The organism is Vibrio sp. MACH09 (assembly GCF_033238805.1).
Classification (GTDB): domain Bacteria; phylum Pseudomonadota; class Gammaproteobacteria; order Enterobacterales; family Vibrionaceae; genus Vibrio.
In genome coordinates, this window is sequence record NZ_BSFZ01000001.1 from 2,954,264 (window position 1) to 2,974,738 (window position 20,475).

The following is a 20,475-nucleotide window of genomic DNA, read 5'->3' on the forward strand; positions in this document are numbered from 1 at the left end:
ATATAAAAATGTATAAACAGATCCTTGTTCCAGTAGATCTTAATGATAAAGGCTTTTCAGATAGAGCTGTTGAGTTAGCAGTATGGCATGCAAAGAACTCCAATGCAGAAGTACATTTGCTCACAGTGTTACCGGGAATACATATGTCGATGGTTGCGACCTACTTCCCTAAAGATGCAGCAAAACAGATGAAAACGGATGTGAAAAATCAGTTACAAAAGTTTGCTGAAACACATATTAAAGAAGATGTTATCTATAAAACTCACGTAGCAGAAGGTAAGCCTTATGCCACCATTCTTAAATATGCGGTTAAGCTTGGCGCAGATCTTATCGTCATGCCTAGCCATAAGCGTTCTAAAGTGGACAAAGTCGTACTGGGGTCTGTTGCTAGCAAAGTGGTACAGAACTCACCGATCAACGTTTTGGTCGTTAAACCGCAAGGATAGATAGTGACACAGTGAGTACAACTACAGTTGTGCTAACTGTTTATAATCAGGCAGTGTTGCGGCAGAAGAAAAATGTTGCAACACTTCTGGCTTAGCTTGTTTGTAAAACTCACACTCGACAAACTGCACTGTTAACTGATCATTTTCCGGATGATAAAAACTCAACTCCGTAGAGTGTAACTGTAATCTTTCTGAATACTCCCTCGCCTCTTCATTGGCATAAAATTCATCACCGACGATAGGATAACCGAGCGCCATCATATGAACTCTTAGTTGATGCGAGCGTCCAGTAATGGGTAATAGACGAACCAAACTGGTCTCACCCTCTCTGCAAACGACCTGATAACGGGTTTGAGAAGGCTTACCATGCTCATAACACACTTTCTGTCTCGGTCTATTTGGCCAGTCACATATTAACGGAAGATCTATCAGTCCTTCGTCATTCTCTACCTCTCCCCATACACGGGCATAGTAGACTTTATGGGTTAGTCGATATTGAAACTGTTTTTTCAAATGACGTTCTGCATCTTTATTTAACGCCAACAGCATCAATCCTGACGTCGCCATATCTAACCGATGAACCACTTGAATGTTAGGGAAATCAACCAACAGCCGACTCCATAAACTGTCATAATGCTCTGCTAAACGCCCTGGTACAGAAAGTAATCCAGCGGGTTTATTAGCAACAAGAATTGCCTCATCTTGATAGCATATTTCAATCGGTGCGCCTGAAGGTTTGTAATCGATCATGGTAGAAAAAATTTCACTTTGTTAACAATAAAAAAGGGCCATCTCTATAGAAAGTAGCCCTAATAAAACAGACCCTAGTTATGGCTAACCACAATCACTCTCAATGAGTCCAACTGAATCTGCGCGTTATCAATGTAATCCGTCAACTGAGCAATTTGCTCATCAATGGCTTGTAGCTCTTCATCACGAATATTTGGATTCACCGCTTTTAGGGCTTGTAGACGCTCTAAATCGCCATTCAGTACTTGCATCATCTCCTGCTTAGCCGACTCTCTGACCGACTGGAGTTTTGCACCGATATGCTGTTCACCCGCGTCAATAAGCGTATGCAGATCATTTTGTACCGATGTCACTAACTTACTCGCAATATGTCGATTCACAGGGCTCAACTGACGGTTAAAGCTTTCAAATTCAACCTGTTCAGAAAGATCATTCCCCCGGCCATCAATCATTAAACGGATAGGTGTTCTAGGTAAGAATCGGTTGATCCCACTGCGCTTTGGTGCCTGAGCATCAACCGTGTATATCAGCTCCAGTAATAGCGTTCCAACAGGTAGCGCTTTATTTTTCAGTAACGACACCGCCGATGTCCCTACACCTTCGCTTAATAAAAGATCAATACCACCTTGAATCATTGGGTGTTCCCAACTGATAAAGTTCATATCTTCTCGAGATAGAGCGGTTTCACGATCAAAAGTGATCGTCGCACCATCATAAGGTAACCCGGGATAACTCGGTACCATCATATGCTCTGAAGGGGTCACGACTAATGCATTCTCTCCCTTGTCATCTTGATTTAATCCTATGGTATCAAATAGATTCAGTGCAAAGGTCACCAGTTGTGTGTCGCCATCTGTGGCCGATATTTTTTCAACAATCTGTTGTGCAGCATCACCACCGTTAGAGTGCATCTCTAATAGACGGTCTCTGCCCTGCTCCAACTGAGACTTCAACTGTTTATTCACTTTATTTGACTGTGTGATAACGTCATTCAATGCGTCATTGTCGCCGCTAGCCAGCATATCAATTAACGCATCAGAGAATTGATCATAAACCGCACGACCAGTTGGACACGTTTCGGAGAAGGCTTGTAACCCTTCTTCAAACCAACGAGCCAATATTCCCTGAGATGAACCTTGCAAGTAAGGGACATAAATGTCGATATCTCGCTGCTGACCAATTCTATCGAGTCGACCTATACGCTGCTCTAATAAGTCAGGGTTAAATGGAAGATCAAACATCACCAACTGATTTGCAAACTGGAAGTTACGCCCCTCTGAACCGATTTCTGAACAGATCAATAACTGAGCGCCACCCTCTTCTTGAGCAAAATAAGCAGCAGCTTTGTCCCGCTCTAAAATAGACATCCCTTCGTGGAACACTGTTGCTCTAATGCCTTCACGTTCACGCAACGCCTGCTCTAATTGCAATGCTGTTGCCGACCTAGAAGCAATCACCAAGATTTTTTCTGAACGTCTATTTTTTACTTTATCAATCAACCAATCGACACGAGAGTCAAACTGCCACCATGATGAGCTGCCACCTTCAAGCTCTTGGAAAATCTCTTCAGGGTAGAGCATTCTCATCGCTTTTGCTTCAACCGCTAAGTCCGCATCCAGCATCTTAGAAACACGCAAAGCTCGGCCATACTGTTCTGGCATCTCCATAGGTAACAAGTGCACGTTGCGCTTTGGAAAGCCTTTTATCGCCGATCGTGTATTACGGAATAGCACTCGCCCGGTTCCATGTCGATCCATTAGATTGTCGATTAGCTCAGAACGTGCTTTCAGTTTTTCATCTTCTTCAGCATCACTAGCAATAATTCGGAATAGCGGTTCAACATCCTGCTCCGATAGCAGTTCGCTAATTTGATTTTTTGCCCCATCAGGTAACAACTCACCACTAAACAAGGTACTTACCGCATCGGCAACCGGCTCATAGCTTTTCTCTTCTTCAACAAAAGCGTGATAGTCATAAAAACGGTCTGGATCAAGTAGGCGCAAACGGGCAAAGTGGCTTTCATGACCTAACTGCTCAGGGGTTGCCGTTAACAGCAGAACCGCCGGCGTTTTTGAGGCAATGCTTTCGACAACTTGATATTCACGGCTTGGATTTTCTAAGCTCCACTCAAGGTGGTGAGCTTCATCTACCACCAGTAGATCCCAATTGCCATCAACAATCTGTTCAAATCGACGTTGGTTTTTCGTTAAGAAGTCCAAAGAGCACAATACATACTGTGCGGTATCAAATGGATTGGCGGCATCCGCAAGAGACTCAATACAGCGCTCTTCATCAAAAATGGAAAAATGAAGGTTAAATCGACGCATCATTTCCACTAACCACTGATGCTGCAATGTTTCAGGCACAACGATTAATACCCGCTCTGCCGCACCAGATAAGACCTGCTGATGGATAATCATTCCGGCTTCAATGGTTTTACCTAAGCCTACTTCATCAGCCAGTAACACTCGTGGCGCATAGCGACGCCCAACTTCGTGAGCAATATACAGTTGATGAGGAATAAGCCCGGCACGCATACCGCATAAACCACGCATTGGGCTCTTATGCTGCTGATACTGATTGGTTAATGCGCTATAACGCAAAACAAAATTGTCCATACGGTCAATTTGTCCAGCAAACAGCTTATCTTGTGGTTTATTGAAACGAATTTGATTGCTCAAAAATATTTCTCTTAGCACCACCTCTTCTTCACCAGAATCTTGTCGTATTCCTGTGTAGGTTAGAAGCCCTTTCTCTTCAGCTACTTGCTCTATTTTTAACGACCAGCCTTCTTGACTATCGACAATATCACCTACGTGAAATATCACTCGGGTCACCGGTGCATCCTTCTGGGCATACACTCGATTTTCTTCAGATGCGGCAAACATAATCGTTACCGTACGAGCATCAAGCTCTACTACCGTTCCTAAGCCTAAATCACTCTCTGTGTCGCTTATCCAGCGCTGACCCAAAGCAAATGCCATAAAGTTGATTACCTCTTATTTCGTCATTCAGCCAATTAAATATCACCATGCTAGGGTCTACTGACCTAATAACAACTAAAATAGTCATGTTTGCATATAAAGCATAGTTTAATTGTAATCTTGTTTTAATCTTTCATCTCTCTTCGTAAAGGCACAAAAAGACCATTGCTCAGAAAGGGCGGCAATAGTACTTGATGCGGCAATACAGGTCACGGAGAAAGGTGAGATTTCACCATTCTTTTTTAACACTAGCGGCTAAAAGCACCTGCAAATAAAACGTGATTTAAATTTGCTCTTCAACACGCTTCATTTTCCGACTGCGCGAACGAATAGAGTGAATCATTGCTGATGCTGTTATGAGTGTCCACCAGCATGGACAAACTCATTGAGTAGCTCGTTATTATGATGATCCTGCAGTCTTGCTATTTTATCGCTCACCTGAACGTTACCTTGAGCTAAAAATACAAAATCTGAAGCAATTGAGAGCGCATCTGCTAGGTGGTGAGTCACCATTACAATGGTAATATCACGCTCTTTTGCTAGCTGTTTCACCAGTATTAGCATCTCTTCTCTTAATATAGGATCAAGAGCGGAAAAAGGTTCATCCAGTAACCAAATAGAATGGGGTTGAACAAAACAGCGAGCCAGAGCCACTCGTTGCTTCTGCCCACCAGATAACTGTTCTGGTTTTCTATCTAACAACTGTTCAAGCCCAACTTGTTGACTTGCCTCTAGCACTTGCTGCTGCTGTTGCGTTGACAGTTTTAATCCGGGATGAAGCCCTAACGCGATGTTCTCTCTTACGGTAAGGTGAGTAAAAAGATTATGTTCTTGAAACAGCATGGCAAAAGGACGTTGATGAGGCTCTTGAGCTAATATCGAATCACCATTCACTGTAATATCGCCTTTTTTCGGCAATATAAATCCTGCGATTAACGCCAGCAAGGTTGATTTTCCTGCACCACTTGGCCCCATCAATGCGGTAATGCTGCCTTTTTCAATAGAAGCATTAAATTGAAACAACTCTTGATGATACTGATAACTCACTTCATCAATATTTAGCATTAACTTCTCCTAAAAAAACGTTCTACCGCACTAAAACAACCTAGGCTTAGAATCAATAAACTCAAGGCAACAACCGCAGCCGCATCCATTTGATAGCTGCCTAATAACTGGAAAAGATATAAGGGCAACGTTTTGAACTCTTGGCTGCCAAATAGCGCAATAGCACTTAGATCCCCTACAGAGAACATAAAACTGATGGAAAAGGCATAAGCAATGGGCTTATGAAGCGCTCTCCACTCGAGTAAATAAAAGCGAGAAAACCCCTTCATTCCCAAACTTGCAGCCAATAGATGATACTGCTGGGCAAGATGCAGCATAGGCTGAGACAAGGTTTTAATCACATAAGGAAGCGCCATTAAACTGTTCACCACCACCACAATAATCGCTGCGTATTGAAATACATCTCCGAGGTAGCGTAGCAACAAAAACAATCCAACGCTGATCACTAAGCTGGGGGTCACCAGAATAATGGTCCCGACGAGCTCAATACCATCTGCGTGATGATGTTTGTTATTCATACGCCATGCTCGGCTGGTCATCAAAATAGCCATTCCGCTAGCCAAGGCTAGCACGGATGCCGCGAGTGCGATCAGTATTGAAGCGGTTAACGCTGACCAAAAATCACTGCTGGTTATGACGGTTACTAACTGTGAATTCATTCCGCTGATCACCACCATTATTAATGGTGGAATCACCAGTGTCACTGCGAACAGTATCCAAAATGCATCCCAACACTTAGCTTTAACATTATCTTTTGTTACCGCAATGTTTCCGCCTGAGTGGCTAGAAACAAAGGTACTAGACTTGGCTAACCGCTGGATAGACAAGGACAATAAGGCGCACAACAGCATCTGCCAGATCGCTAAGATAGCGCCAGCTTGCAGATCAAAATCAAATTTAATGGCCTGATAAATGGCCAACTCAATGGTGGTCGATTTAGGCCCACCACCTAGCGCCATCACGGTAGCGAAACTGGTAAAGCACAACATAAACACTAAGCCACAGACATGAGGAAGTTGTTGTCTTAGTCTTGGCCATTCAACCCATCTAAATTTGTACCAGTGGCTCATACCTAAATGCGCACACAGTTTATGCTGCTCCTCTGGGATAGATGCTAAAGAATGATATAAAAGACGACTAGCATAAGGAAGATTGAAGAATAGATGAGCAAGTAAAATGCCGTTTAAACCATAAATAGAAAATGGCAACTTACTATCAAACCAAACAAACAGTTCTGCCAATAAACCGCTATTACCATAAATAGCCAGCAGTCCAAACACCCCCACCAACACAGGCAAAACCAATGTAGTAGAGAACACTTTAAGCAAGATGGATTTACCGTAAAAATTCCGCCGAGAGAGGGAGTGAGCAACAGGAACAGCCAAGCCAACACTCAATAAAGTTGAGAGAAAAGCTTGGTAAAAGCTAAATACCGTGACATGGCGATAATAACTGTCTTGCCAAAAACCAGACACCTGAATGTCTGGAGTATAAAACAGCAGTGCGCTTAATGCGGAGAGCACAAAGGTTAAAATGATGATGGCAACAGCGACACCCAGCTTAGGAGTTTTCTGCATAGCAACTTATATCAACGACATTAATTATCTTGTAAAAATACATTCTGTTCCGGAAAACAACTAAGTACGGTACTACTCACCTCAATTCGAAATACACTAAGCCTCTCGTTAGCATTTTTTAGCGTCTAGGCCCATGACGATACGAGCGGTTCTAATTTTTTATCTCGACCTGAGGTTTTTAAAGCCATCACTAGGGTCTGTTGACTTTTCAAGTACAAATGTTGTTCAGTCTAAAAGCGTTTTGAGCAAGGCATGAGGAGAGTAGCATAGTTATTCTATGCCAACGACTCATAGCACAGCTCAAGGCGCTTTTAGATGAACCCTTCGGGCAGTATTTGTTGTCATTTTCTACTGCGTTACCGCCTGATTGCGTAGTTGACTACACGGCACTAGGCTTACATTACTTCGTTAATGCACTCTGCCATTCACGAATCCACGGTTTACGCATCTTTTCTACCTGTTGTGGTGTAAATGTAAGAGCTTGTTTTGGTACCGTTAGTGATTCAAACCCGTCTGGTAATGCCACATTCGTCACTGGATACATCCAGTTACCCGTAGGCATTACCGTTTGAAACTCATCTGACAAAATGAAGGCCATAAACTCATCGGCCAATGCTGTGTTTTTGCTGCTTTTCACTTTAGCCGCAACTTCTACTTGCATGTAGTGACCTTCGGCAAAATCTGCAGCCTTATATTTGCTCTCATTTTCTGCAATAAGGTGATAGGCCGGTGATGTGGTATATGAGAGCACCATGTCGGACTCACCTTTCAAAAACATAGAGTAAGCTTCAGACCAACCTTTGGTGACTGTGACTGTCTTAGCAGATAGCTTAGTCCAAGCTTCTGAGGCTTTATCGCCATATACAGATTTCATCCATAGCATTAAACCTTGTCCGGGAGTCGATGTTCTTGGATCTTGGTAGATCACTTTTAACTCATCATCTCTTTCAACCAGCTCTTTTAAACTTTTTGGCGGGTTAGTTAATGTCTCTTTGTTATAAACAAAGGCGAAATAACCGAAATCGAATGGTACGAAAGTTTGATCAGACCAACCATTTGGTAATGTAATGTTCGATGTATCTACGTTGTGTTGCTCAAGCAAGCCCGTATTGGTCGCTTCTGCCATTAAATTGGTGTCCAAACCAACAATAACATCCGCCTTGCTATTCTTTCCTTCTAATCGCAGACGATTAAGGATTGAAACACCATCATCTAAGGCGACAAACTGTAAATCACAACCACACTTTTCTTCAAACGCTTTTTCAATTTTCGGGCCAGGACCCCAATCAGAAGCAAATGAGTCGTAGGTATATACAGTTAAGGTTTGTTCTGCGGAGGCAGAAAACGATAGGGCTAGTGCAAGTGCGGAAATAGTATATTTCACTGGACGCTCTCCTTGTTATGAGCGGCACAGGGTTGAGTGAGGATAAACACAAACATCCTGCCTCAATTCCTACGCCAGTATTATCTGGTTCAGGTGTTCGGGTTCTAATTGCTTAATCTCAGCCACAAAAATTCTTTTTGCAGCACCCCGTTGAGTCAGAAAGATTGTAATCGGAATTGACGTCAGTAGCTATTGTTTACTGTGAAAACATCGCTAGCGATAATAACTGATACGATGATGAAATAGAGTTAACTCTGAAAAAACGCCTTTCATGGTTGATCGAATCCACTTACCTTTGATCGTATCCCCAGCGAGGAACCAGTCCTTGCTCCACACCTAAATGGTCTAGAATTCTGGCCACCATAAAATCCACCAAGTCATCAATGGTTTTAGGCTGATGATAAAAACCAGGAGCAGCGGGCATAATAGTGACTCCCATCTGAGACAGCTTGTGCATGTTTTCTAGGTGTAGTGTTGAAAATGGCGTTTCTCGCACAACCAATAACAACTGACCTCGCTCTTTAAGCACCACATCTGCTGCTCTTTCGATCAAGTTATCAGACATACCGTGAGCAATGGATGCCACACTACCTGCTGAGCAAGGGCAAACAACCATCTGTTTCGGTGCTGCACTCCCCGATGCAACCGGTGAAAACCACTCTTCTTTCCCACAAACAACAAGTTTCTCGGCATCACAAGACAGATGCTCAAGCAAAACATCTTTTGCCGCTTCAGGTGAAGCTGGCAACTTTAAGTTGTGTTCCGTCGCCATCACAACTCTGGCCGCCGATGAGATAAGTAAAAACACTTTATAGTCAGCCGCAAGCAAACACTCTAGTAGCCTCAATCCATAAGGCGCACCCGACGCACCGGTAAATGCCAGCGTGATGCATTTTTCTTTACTCATTGTAGTTTCGCCTTTTTATCTGCAAGTTTTGCTAACAACTTGTCATGAATGCCTTCAAAGCCGCCGTTACTCATGACTAGAATTTGATCCCCGCACTGAGCTTGTGAGACGATCTGTTCAACCAACTCATCAACACTAGCACCAACAGAAGTTGGCTGAGTACAATGTTGTGCCACCTCATCAACAGACCAAGAAAGCGTTTCTGGCTGGAAAAGGTAAACAGAGTCTGCCTTTGCTAACGAGTTAGCTAACGCCTCTTTATGAACACCCATTTTCATGGTTGCTGATCGTGGCTCAAGCACCGCAATAATATTTGCTGATGGCTTGTTATTTCTTAGGCCATCTAAAGTCAGCGCTATAGCGGTAGGATGATGAGCAAAATCATCGTACACAGAAACATCGCCAATCACCCCTTTTAACTCTAAACGACGCTTAGTATTAATAAATTTGCCAAGGGATTCACAAGCGAGATCAGGCGTGACTCCCACATGTCGAGCCGCAGATATCGCCATAAGAGCATTGCTAACATTATGGTCACCAACCAAGTCCCAATGAACTTCACCAACTTGTTCACCATTGAACAGCACCTTAAACTGGCTACCATCTTTCGTGATTTTCTCTACATCCCATTCAACATTATTACCCGAAAACTCAAGCTCACTCCAACAACCACGTTGTAAAACATCCTGCAACGCCTCATCTTGCTTCGGTGATAAAATACGACCATTACCCGGAACCGTTCGTACCAAATGATGAAATTGTTTTTTAATCGCTTCCAGATCATCAAAAATGTCAGCATGATCAAACTCAAGGTTGTTCATGACGAGTGTTCTAGGATGGTAGTGAACAAACTTAGAACGCTTGTCGAAAAAAGCACTGTCATACTCATCAGCTTCAACAACAAAAAACATGCTGTCTCCAAGACGAGCCGATACTCCAAAGTTCCCTAATACCCCGCCAACCAAGAAACCAGGCGCGTATCCACAATCCTCTAGAATCCATGACAGCATACTAGAAGTGGTTGTTTTTCCATGAGTTCCTGACACCGCAAGGACCCATCGGTCGTGCAATAAAAACTCCTGAAGCCACTGAGGTCCAGAGGTATATTTTAGGTTTTTGTTAAGAACATACTCAACACAAGGGTTGCCACGACTCATGGCATTACCAATGACAATCAAATCTGGAGCAGGCTCTAACTGCTTGGGATCAAAGCCTTCAATAATCTCTATTCCTTGGGATTCGAGTAAAGTGCTCATCGGAGGGTAAACATTCGCGTCACACCCCGTCACTTTATGCCCAAGTTGACGAGCAAGCACAGCTGCGCCTCCCATAAACGTGCCGCAGATACCCAATATATGAATGTGCATTAAAAACAGTTCCTAACTAAAATGATTGAAAACGTGATCTAATCCACGTCAATGCGTAATGCTCTACCTTCGTTTCAATTTAAATGTGATAAGTCACTAAAACAAATTGAATATCAGGGAGTTACTTCATTACTCTTAATAAGTTTAATGTCATACAATTCGTTATTATTCAACCTAATTAGATCTATTCGCTTAACTTATCATCAGGTTGGATAAGGTTACTCTGAAACTATAATAACGAACATATGTACATTGTAACCAAAACTCCCCCAAATAATCAGCAACGTTAAGGATATAACATGTCTGAATTTCGCACTCTTGGCGAATATATTGTAGAAAAACAGCACGACTTTCCACACGCAAGTGGTGAGTTATCTTCTCTTTTGGCTTCCATTCGTCTAGCCGCAAAAATTGTAAACCGTGAAATCAATAAAGCGGGTCTTGTTGATATTACTGGTGCAGTTGGCAGCGAAAACATTCAAGGTGAAGAACAGCAAAAGCTCGACCTCTACGCTAATGACAAATTTAAAGCAGCACTTGAAGCCCGAGATCAAGTATGTGGCGTTGCCAGTGAAGAAGAAGATGAAGCCGTCGCGTTTAATAAAGAACTGAATCAAAACGCAAAGTATGTGGTATTGATGGATCCATTAGATGGTTCCTCCAATATTGATGTTAACGTTTCGGTAGGGACCATCTTCTCTATCTACAGACGTGTTTCTTCAGTAGGCACACCGCCAACAGAAGAAGACTTCCTGCAACCAGGTGATAAACAAGTCGCTGCCGGATATGTCATCTACGGTTCATCAACAATGCTTGTATACACCACCGGGAACGGTGTTCACGGCTTTACTTACGATCCATCCATTGGTTCATTCTGCCTATCTCATGAAAATATGATGATCCCTGACGATGGAAAAATTTACTCCATCAACGAAGGTAACTATATTCGTTTCCCGATGGGAGTTAAAAAGTACATAAAATATTGTCAGGAAAGTGTGCCTGAAGATAACCGACCATACACGTCTCGTTATATTGGTTCTCTTGTGGCAGATTTCCACCGAAACTTACTTAAAGGCGGTATCTATCTCTATCCTAGTACAGAGAGTCACCCTAAAGGTAAATTGCGCCTATTATACGAATGTAACCCAATGGCATTCTTAATAGAGCAAGCAGGTGGTATAGCCTCTGATGGCAAAAATAGGATTATGGAGCTCAAGCCTACTGAGCTGCATGAACGCGTTCCGTTCTTTGTCGGCAGCACAGATATGGTTCGTAAAGTAGAAGAGTTTATTGAAAACAACCCTGAATAGTCTCTTTCAATAATAAAAACCTGCACTCATGACTGTGCAGGTTTTTTTATTTTCATACAACGAAGGGCCAAAGCCATCTCGCCATATTGACGGCAGCAGAGATTAGCTATGAATCACATCCGTTAAAATTTTTATATAAACCCACGCTAAGCCGTATGGTGTTTCTATCGACTCACGATGAAAATCAACAGAAACATCCTCTAAAACATCCAGCTTAGATAACACTTCATCATCAATTCTGTAGATTTCTCCCTCAATTCGGTTACTGCCATGGGCCAAACCCGGGTAGTCATCATGATCATAAAGTTGATAATTTGGTTCCGTTTCAAATAGCCCCAAATACTCGCATGAAGAGAGTAAGTGATGATTACAACCACCATCTCTTAATGTGCCGTAAACAAAAATTAGATGCTGCATCCTAGCCTCAATCAAATTCAAATTGGTATAAAAGGTCCACTGCGCCATTCACCCCAGAAACGGCTTCTAAATAAAGATCTTTCACTAACTGGTAACGAACGGTAAATTCCCCAAACGAATCAAAGATACCCACACCATATTGCACTTGCAGTTTAGGTGTCAGATAACCACTTACCGTGACTTGAGAATCATCTCCCGATCCCGCTGTATCTAATTGTAGGTCAGAAACTCCAAATGCTTCGCCTAGTTTTCCTACCACTCTACCGCTTTTCGCCAAACTCAAGCTTATGAGTGCCGTCGTCATGGCATTACCACCCGATTTCGCATCAATATTCTGTCCGCGAAGAAGATAGGATAAGGCGTTTGCCTGCGGCATTGCCGGCTCAGAAAAAATCGTAGTTACCGGTTCATTTACCGGCCCAGTGACTTGAATACCAGCAATAACATCATCTTGTGTATTCTCTGGATTACGAATCGCCTTCACCGCCAAATAGGGCTGATCGACCGGGCCATTCATCAAGATCTTACCTTCCTTGATAATCAAGTCTTGTCCAAAGGATGAATATTGGCCGTTCTTGATTTCTATCTCTCCAACAACATATGGGCCTTTATCTTTTTGCGCCACATTGAGTTGACCGTTTAAGTTGCCCGTTAAACCAAATGCCGACAATCGGAAATCATCACCAACATGAATGTTGACGTTGGTCTCCAACGCCATTGGCAATTCTCTGCTCTGCGGTTGAGGTTTATAATCTTCATTTAACATGATCTCATCGCTAGAGACACCGATGGCACTTGGCGGAAGTTCTGCAACACTTATTCTTCCCCAAGGTAAGTAAACATCCCCTTCAATTTTTGCCAACGTTGGTGTTAACGATATCTGCATATTTGGGCTTACTTTCGCCTTAATCATAGGCGGCACTTCAACCTTTAACTCTTCTGCGTGCACTTTAAGGTTACTGCTCCATGCACTGAGATCTTTCCAATTTGCATCACCATTGACTTCCAAAACGCCATCTTTACTGTTAATCGCCGCATCCAGCAGAGCTTGGTATCCATTAAACTGAACGGTTAACTCTCCCTTCTCTACCTGAATGGGTGTTATGTCTCCCAGCATGACCATTTCATCGATCACAAGTTGACCATTAACATTGGGGTGTTTTATCGGCCCTGACACCTTAATATCGGAGTTAATTAATGCCTCTATACGGCCATATTCACCGGCGATTGGTTTTAACATGTCTAAGTTTATATTTTTTAGCACTAAGGCAGCATTAAGCTCCTGCTTCTGCTGCTTTTGCAAAACATCATCAATCACAAGTTGACCAGAAATATCACCATTGTCCGTTAAGTTAATTCGCCACTCTCCTGATAGTTTGTCATCAACTAACCGCGCATCAAATGCCATATCTTGCCAGCCAACGGTAACTGGCTGGTCAATGGTTTGAATTAACTTCCCTTGTGGTAACTGAACAGAGACATCAACTTTAGGTTTACTGCCTGATCCCCAACGAACCAAGCTCTTCAAATTGATTTCACCAAATAGCTGAGTTTGCTTAGGGATAAATTTCTCAATCTGTTTAAAACTAAAGTGGTTAACTTCAATATTAGCAACCCCCGACTTTCCAGCTGTAAGGTCTTCCGTTAAACAGATATCAGAGTCAGCTTGGAGCCAGCAATGCGCCTGTACGTGAGCGATCTGTTCTTCGACTAAGAAACGAATATCAACTTTCTTATCTAATTGCCAAACACCTTGCTCGGTGGAGAGTTGGCCTTTATTTAATGCCCCTTTCCATTCCAGTTTAGGCTCTTTAGTCACTCCACCATTAACCTGTAAAGAGGTCGTTAATAGATCCGAGTTCACGGCCAAATTCAAGCTGTGCTTCGCTTCTGTTCCCGCTAACTGTACGTCCACTGACTGAATATCTTGATCTTGAATACGCGCTTTTTTAACAAATAGCTGTAACTTGCCTTTGGGAGAGGGGAGCGGAGACAAGTCAGCAGACAGGGTCAGTTTTGAGACTTGCAACTCATTTTTTACATCAAGTCGATTTGCCGCTAAATCGGCCACTATTTTCGGTTGTGCTAGCTCACCACGCAGTGACAAAGATCCTTTAATGTTGCCTTTCACATCAGCGATGCTTTTACTCAACTGTGGAAACTCAATACGCGTATCCAGATTCCACTCCTTATCAACTTGCCCCATCACTGTTATTCCATTGGGGCCATGTTTGACATTCAACCCTTCGGTCACCAACGAGATATCACCTTTCCCTTGGGGATCTTTCGCGTGTAAGTTGCCTTGCACATTAAGTGGATAGCCTCTAATCACCCCTTCAATATCTAAGGTAGGCAAGTCAACCTGCCAGCCACCACTGGCCAGAAGCTCACCTGAATTCACCAGTGAACCAGACAGTGAGCCTTCTGCTTGAGGCCATTGTAATCCGGGTTGAATATTGTCTAACTCAAGATTCGCGTGCCAATTAATCGGTGACTGCCAATTCGCCATCACTTGACCAGATACGCTTCCACCCAATGTTTGCATCAGCAAACTGGATAACTCTATCTGCGTTAAATCTCCTTTCCCAGCAAGAGATACCGCGACATTGGGAATAGCGTTTCCTGCCACTGACGTCTCTAAATTAAGCTGATAACCAGACAAGGAACCACTGCCTTTAAACTCAGAGATATCAACTTGATAATCAGAGTCTCCTTGCAGAGGCCATTGTAATTTTCCTTCGGTTAATAATAGAGAGAATGGCAAGTCAGAGTTTAAAGGCTGTAGCTCTCCGCTAAGCTTTGCGGCAGCAACACCTGACAACACGCTACTAAATGTTAAGTTAGTTAAGCTTCCAGACGTAGAAAGTGCGATATTCTGACCATTTAGAGGCGGTTGCTTAACCTTTACTTCTGCTTGTAAATTCAGTGGGTATTCTTGTCCCAGAGTAACATCGGTTTTAACAGATAGATCAGCCTGCTCGGTATTCAGTCGCAGATCTGAAATATTTACCTTCTGGCCAACCGCATGAGCCGAAATAGAAAACTGTGAAACAACAAAAGGCGACGCTCCCTTTAAAGTAAAGTCAACCACGTCAAACTGTTGTAGATCCACTTCCAGCGGAATGGTTACCTCCGGCAATACCATGTTGGACGGCGCTTTATCTTCTACAGCCGTTTTTTCATTTGCTGTAACGTCTTTGGCTATTGCCTCATCTTTTCCCGCATCATCATTTGTGGTCGCTAACTGCACATCAATGGTTTGTAGCTTAGTGGGAAAAAGGGTTAAAGTGCCTCCTTGCATAGCCAATGAGGAAGTAAACTGTTGCCAGTTCACTTTATTGCCTAGGATATCTAACGATACCGCTTCAAGCTCAATATTATTAAGCCGAATATCGACAGGAGTGGTGATTTCTGTCACTGGAGGAGTTTGAGAAACGTCATTTTCATTACTGGCAGTAGAGGCCGGCAAGGTGGGCAAAAGTAAAGTTAGCCCTTTAATTTTTAGCTGTTCCACACAAATTGAAGGCTGCAATAAACACTGGGCATCGATGGCAAGCGTCACTTCTTCACTATCTAATTGCAGTTGTAGTGCAGAATCATGGTAAGAGAGATTTTGAAGTGTAAATGAGGGAAATAGTGCGCCAGTTGCATTAGCTACTTTTAGTTGTGGTAACGCCTTTTCCGCTCCCCACAATACCGTTTTTAATCCAACATGGGTAAACAGCGCTGCAGCGACCATTGATACTACAAGCAAGAGCAAAACAAGAAGCGAAACCAGGCTTCTTTTTAACCATTTAATCATCGCAACACTCATAGCTCAGGCCCCAAAGTGAAGTGAATTTTAAACTCTTCTCCTGGTTCTTCATCCAGTCCCCAAGCAAAATCAAGTCTCACCGGCCCAACAGGAGAAGCCCAACGCACCCCTAAACCAGTACCGGTTTTCATTTTTGCCGTGTCATTCCATGCGTCGCCATAATCAACAAACGTTGCCAACCACCAGTCACTCACCAATCGATATTGGTACTCTAACGTGCTGGTTGCCATATATTTCGCACCAATTAACGCATTGGTTTCATCTCGTGGAGAGATGGATTCATAATCGTAACCTCTGAGATTATTGTCACCACCAGCAAAGAAACGAATGGACGGCGGAGCATCTTTAATATCATCCATTATGTTAGCTGATACTTCCAACCTAGCTAAACCTCGATGGTTTTGACCGAGACTTCTAATCCACGCGGTTTTGCCAAGTATTCTAGTGATACGAGCTCTAGAAGTGAGGTTTTCGTCAGAGTATTCTAGCGCAATAGACTGCTTATCTCCTCGCAAAGGCATAGCGCCGCCAGACGTGGTTGCTTTGGAAAAAGAGATGCCAGGTAGCAGCATGGTTAACTCGTCATCCTGTGCGCCTTGCTTAAAATCTTCATGAAGATAACGAACATACAGGTTGCGATGCCAACCCGACTCTAGCTGCCAATGCCGTTCAACCACCGTTGACGCTTTTAAGCTTTCAGTATCCTGCTTATTTTCATAGTTCATACCGTACTGAAAACGGTAGTACTCGTTCATTACATCTTCAAGAGGGATCTCATAACCCACAATAATGGTCTGCTCGGGTACTGAAAGAGAGAGACTAGAGTCAAAACTGTGGCCTCGGCTATTCACCCACGGCTTCTTCCATTTGAGCGTACCTTTAGGTCCTACATCTGTAGAGTAGCCTAAACCAGTTTCAATCTGATTCTTTGATTGCGGAGCTAAGTTTACCAACATAGGTAACTCATCTCCCTCATTTACCTTGCTTATATCCGGTTGCACGTATACTGATGAAAACCAATCCGTGTTTGATAGACGCTGGTTAAACACCCCCACGGTAGAGGCGAGGTAAAAATCCCCTTTTTCATAAGGAAGCAAAGAAGTGACTTTATCATCGTCTATTTGACTTCCGGTTATGAGCGTATCGCCAAACCGATAGCGGACACCACTGTCAAAATGTATAAAAATAAACGCCTGCTGTTTCTCTGCGGCAACGGCAATAACTGTTTTACTAAAATCTCCATTAAAATAGCCTTTCGACAAGGCTAAATTTCTGATACTCGATTTAAGCGCATCGTATTTGCTGTGGTTTAATATTGCCCCTTTCTCTAGCCCTGAGTTTGCAACTAATGCCAAGAAATCCTTGTCATCACTCGCGGCGCCAAGTAACTGAATATCTGACTTCTCTATCAGTACCGGAGGCCCAGGTTCTATCTCCACCGTGAGCGATGTTTGATCGTCTGCAATAACAAAATGAATGCTAGGTTGATAATAACCGAGCGCTTTCAAGGCCGTTGAAATGCTCTCTTTAAGTCGCGATTGAAAACGCAATGATGTGGAGTAGTCTTCTTCAGAAATAGCAGAAACATATGCATCAACATTTGCTTTAAGTTCGCCATCAAGACCATTGATAGTGAGTGATACATTTGCCCATGCACAAGAAGCAAACAAACCACAAACCAAAAAAATACATTTTTTAATCATGCGTAACCGTCAAAAAAACACGTTTTGAAAAAGAAGATATCACTCAATGTCCCTAGCTTTTAACTATTGAAGCCTCTAACCGTTGCTTTAGGTTATATTTGCTAAAACTATGAGTTCTACAACGCTAGCAGAAATACGCTTTTAACAAAAGCGTAACCAATCAGAGCGACAAAAATTACTGCTGTTGCAGAGCTTAAATTAGAGTATACCCTCAAATAGAGTGTCTCAGTTCATTCTCACTATTTTTGTTACAACAAATTCAAATATGCCAATCGGTGTTTAGAGTGAGAAGCTGGAGATGTGATTTAAGGCAATTGGGTAAGAAAACCAACATAGACCTATATAAACATTTCTTTGAAGATAGCGAAAAACAATATAAACAAAGCAGATAAAAGGCCTTTATACTCAACTGAGCTCAAATAGACTGAGAAAAACAATAAGGATAATCCATCATGCTCAACAAACAGACCTTAGTTACTGCCGAGACAGCTTTAAAAGGAAGAGAAACGGCCATTGCCATTACTCAGCCTCATTTTGTAAATCAAACAGATATCACTCTTGCGGCTACAGAGTCACAGCAAGAATTGTTACTTGGTATGGGATGTTTCTGGGGAGCTGAACGTCTGTTTTGGCAGCTAGAAGGGGTTATCTCTACCTCGGTTGGTTATAGTGGCGGTTTTACGCCTAATCCTAGCTATGATGAAGTTTGTTCGGGAAAAACAGGACATACAGAAGTCGTTAAAGTGATATTTGATCCTGCACTAATATCATTACAACAGCTACTCAATCTGTTTTGGGAAAGACACGATCCAACTCAAGGTATGCAACAAGGCAATGACATTGGCACACAGTACCGCTCTGCTGTTTATGTTTATACCGAACAGCAACTCACTATTGCATTAGAGAGCAAGCAGCAATACCAACAAGCATTAAGCATAGAAAACAGAGCCAACATCACCACTGAGATAAAGCAGGCAGAACCGTATTACTTTGCAGAAGAGTACCACCAGCAGTATCTAGCCAAAAATCCACAAGGTTACTGCGGTTTGGGCGGCACCGGAGTTTGCTTCCCAGCTTAAACTGAAAACAAAAATAACAAGATAGAACTGGATACAAGGATGTATTTTCTTGTATCCCTATTGTTTTACGCCAATCGCAATTGATTAAAAATAATACTATTTACTTCCTTCATAATGGTTAGCATCTTTTTATTCGAGACATCAGGCAACAACACTTTGCCTTGATCAAACGTAAAAATACCCACTCCATGAATAAAAAACTCACCTTTAAATAAGGTTTTTACAAACCGAGCTATTTGTATCGGACGATAAGTTTTAAACTCTCTAGGCATAGAAAAACCACCTTTTATAACATGTTAAAAAATGACGCATACTCAAATCACTTCAGAGCACTGAGTATATTGAGAATTAGCCAGCCAAAGTCATTGCCATGTAAAAATGATGTGAACAAAAATGCAAAATTGAAGCCAAGAATTACAAATTAGTGCCACTTTTTTAAGAATTGAACTAGGCTGTCTATGTTTGATGGAACGGCGGTTAATGTAGGTTCTCATCAACTTAAAAAACATAAGAAAAGGATTATTTCAATGAACGTAAAGTCTCTCATCGCTCTATTACTACTCAGCACACCTCTAACATTACAGGCGCATAACTTAACAACCGGCCAAACATTGCCTGCAGTAAGCGTCGAAAAACATGGCGAACTGTTATTGGAAAATAATGACATCGTCTATAAACCGTGGTCAGAAAGTCAATTAATTGGCAAAATTCGAGTCGTTCAAGCCATCGCTGGACGCAGCAGCGCCAAAGAAATGAACGCCGAGTTAATGAAAACCATCACAGCTTCTGAGTTCGATCAAAATAGTTACCAAACAACCTCCGTCATCAATCAAGATGATGCCATGTGGGGAACCAGCTCTTTTGTTAAGTCTTCAGCCGAAGACAGTAAGAAAGAGTTTCCATGGTCATCAATGGTGCTAGATAAAAATGGTAGCGTGGCAAAAAGCTGGCAGCTAAGCGAAGAGAGCTCCACTATCATTTTATTAGATAGAGATGGCGTCATTCAGTTTGTGAAAGAAGGGGCACTAACCTCAGACGAAGTGAATCAAGTGATCGATTTGATCAAAAGTAAGCTATAACGCATATCATTCTACGGCAAGAATCCGTAACACAGAGCAGGAGCCAATAAAACTCGACACTGTGGCTGTCATAGTAAAGTCATCACAAGATAGTATTTTATTAAGAGTGCCTGTTATTGCTTAACAGGCACTTTCAGTTTTCAGCGGGCAGTTAACAACGTCGCTCTCAACAGGAACTGCAAAACAACAATTGTTATATTATTACAATTAATTTATATTCTCGATGATGGCTTAATGACAAGTCGTCAATTTTTGTTTCTAAATGGCAGCGTTATCCTGATGAAATTATCTGCACATCAAACACATTCTACTCAATCTAGAATGTTCGCTTTTGCCTTAGCCATTGTGCTATGGGCGAGCTTTGCCTATGTAGAACATCAAGTAGACTTTGACCACTCTCACCATCAACAACATCAGTGTGAACTCTATGCTGCAGTCGGTAATGGCTTAAGTTTTGTTCCTGTTACTCTCCCTTTAGTACCACAACAGACAACCGCTTACTCCACAACCAGTATGCAGCGCACTGAGCGTTCAATTCCCACCCAAAAGGCTCGTGCCCCACCTCTATTATCATTAATAAGTTAGTCACCTAT

16 protein-coding genes and 1 riboswitch are annotated in these 20,475 nt (G+C 42.5%); of the genes, 5 read left to right on the forward strand and 11 right to left on the reverse strand.

Annotated features, from left to right (window positions below):
• The first annotated feature begins 8 nt into the window (after window positions 1-8).
• Window positions 9-446 carry a universal stress protein gene (locus CHJ_RS13200; RefSeq protein ID WP_171754220.1) on the forward strand — a complete coding sequence of 146 codons (438 nt, stop codon included), beginning with the start codon at window positions 9-11 and terminating at the stop codon, window positions 444-446.
• A gap of 21 nt (window positions 447-467) precedes the next feature.
• Here CHJ_RS13200 and CHJ_RS13205 read toward each other — a convergent pair whose 3' ends face one another.
• From CHJ_RS13205 to mpl, 7 genes are all read right to left on the reverse strand, one after another.
• A complete protein-coding gene (locus CHJ_RS13205; protein WP_317917896.1) occupies window positions 468-1,196 on the reverse strand; it encodes a pseudouridine synthase in 729 nt (242 codons plus the stop codon).
• A gap of 74 nt (window positions 1,197-1,270) precedes the next feature.
• Complete coding sequence (rapA, locus tag CHJ_RS13210; protein WP_317917897.1) at window positions 1,271-4,180, reverse strand: RNA polymerase-associated protein RapA; 2,910 nt, start codon at window positions 4,178-4,180, stop codon at window positions 1,271-1,273.
• 354 nt (window positions 4,181-4,534) lie between these two features.
• Window positions 4,535-5,245 carry a thiamine ABC transporter ATP-binding protein gene (gene thiQ, locus CHJ_RS13215; protein ID WP_317917898.1) on the reverse strand — a complete coding sequence of 237 codons (711 nt, stop codon included), beginning with the start codon at window positions 5,243-5,245 and terminating at the stop codon, window positions 4,535-4,537.
• Complete coding sequence (gene thiP / locus CHJ_RS13220) at window positions 5,245-6,822, reverse strand: thiamine/thiamine pyrophosphate ABC transporter permease ThiP (RefSeq protein ID WP_171754216.1); 1,578 nt, start codon at window positions 6,820-6,822, stop codon at window positions 5,245-5,247. The genes thiQ and thiP overlap by 1 nt, the downstream gene beginning before the upstream one ends.
• 400 nt (window positions 6,823-7,222) lie before the next feature.
• Window positions 7,223-8,206 (reverse strand): thiamine ABC transporter substrate binding subunit, encoded by a 984-nt coding sequence (gene thiB, locus CHJ_RS13225; protein ID WP_171754215.1) that lies wholly within the window; start codon window positions 8,204-8,206, stop codon window positions 7,223-7,225.
• Between the two features lie 49 nt (window positions 8,207-8,255).
• Window positions 8,256-8,366, reverse strand: a riboswitch (TPP riboswitch).
• A gap of 129 nt (window positions 8,367-8,495) precedes the next feature.
• Window positions 8,496-9,113, reverse strand: coding sequence for a flavin prenyltransferase UbiX (locus tag CHJ_RS13230; RefSeq protein WP_171754214.1), 618 nt, complete (start codon window positions 9,111-9,113; stop codon window positions 8,496-8,498).
• The gene (gene mpl, locus CHJ_RS13235) at window positions 9,110-10,480 is read right to left on the reverse strand and encodes a UDP-N-acetylmuramate:L-alanyl-gamma-D-glutamyl-meso-diaminopimelate ligase (RefSeq protein WP_317917899.1); all 1,371 of its coding nucleotides are present in this window, start codon (window positions 10,478-10,480) and stop codon (window positions 9,110-9,112) included. The genes CHJ_RS13230 and mpl overlap by 4 nt, the downstream gene beginning before the upstream one ends.
• 299 nt (window positions 10,481-10,779) lie before the next feature.
• On the opposite strand from mpl, the gene fbp reads away from it, so the two are divergent.
• A complete protein-coding gene (gene fbp, locus CHJ_RS13240; RefSeq protein ID WP_171754212.1) occupies window positions 10,780-11,790 on the forward strand; it encodes a class 1 fructose-bisphosphatase in 1,011 nt (336 codons plus the stop codon).
• A gap of 102 nt (window positions 11,791-11,892) precedes the next feature.
• Here fbp and CHJ_RS13245 read toward each other — a convergent pair whose 3' ends face one another.
• Genes CHJ_RS13245 through CHJ_RS13255 form a run of 3 tightly spaced genes read right to left on the reverse strand, consistent with a single transcriptional unit; the run spans window position 11,893 to window position 17,724 of the window.
• Complete coding sequence (locus tag CHJ_RS13245; RefSeq protein WP_171754211.1) at window positions 11,893-12,207, reverse strand: gamma-glutamylcyclotransferase; 315 nt, start codon at window positions 12,205-12,207, stop codon at window positions 11,893-11,895.
• Between the two features lie 7 nt (window positions 12,208-12,214).
• The gene (locus CHJ_RS13250; protein WP_317917900.1) at window positions 12,215-16,009 is read right to left on the reverse strand and encodes a translocation/assembly module TamB domain-containing protein; all 3,795 of its coding nucleotides are present in this window, start codon (window positions 16,007-16,009) and stop codon (window positions 12,215-12,217) included.
• A gap of 8 nt (window positions 16,010-16,017) precedes the next feature.
• Entirely contained in the window at window positions 16,018-17,724 is a 1,707-nt protein-coding gene (locus tag CHJ_RS13255; RefSeq protein ID WP_317917901.1) for an autotransporter assembly complex protein TamA, read from the reverse strand.
• A 452-nt stretch (window positions 17,725-18,176) separates the two neighbouring features.
• Between CHJ_RS13255 and msrA the strand changes: the two genes are divergently transcribed.
• Window positions 18,177-18,803, forward strand: a complete 627-nt coding sequence (gene msrA, locus CHJ_RS13260; protein WP_317917902.1) for a peptide-methionine (S)-S-oxide reductase MsrA — start codon at window positions 18,177-18,179, stop codon at window positions 18,801-18,803.
• A 65-nt stretch (window positions 18,804-18,868) separates the two neighbouring features.
• On the opposite strand, the gene CHJ_RS13265 is transcribed toward msrA, so the two are convergent.
• Window positions 18,869-19,075, reverse strand: a complete 207-nt coding sequence (locus tag CHJ_RS13265) for a DUF1107 family protein (protein ID WP_171754207.1) — start codon at window positions 19,073-19,075, stop codon at window positions 18,869-18,871.
• A 255-nt stretch (window positions 19,076-19,330) separates the two neighbouring features.
• Between CHJ_RS13265 and CHJ_RS13270 the strand changes: the two genes are divergently transcribed.
• Window positions 19,331-19,882: a YtfJ family protein gene (locus CHJ_RS13270; protein ID WP_171754206.1), complete on the forward strand. Its 552-nt coding sequence runs from the start codon at window positions 19,331-19,333 to the stop codon at window positions 19,880-19,882.
• A gap of 234 nt (window positions 19,883-20,116) precedes the next feature.
• Entirely contained in the window at window positions 20,117-20,467 is a 351-nt protein-coding gene (locus tag CHJ_RS13275) for a DUF2607 family protein (protein ID WP_317917903.1), read from the forward strand.
• Window positions 20,468-20,475: the final 8 nt, after the last annotated feature.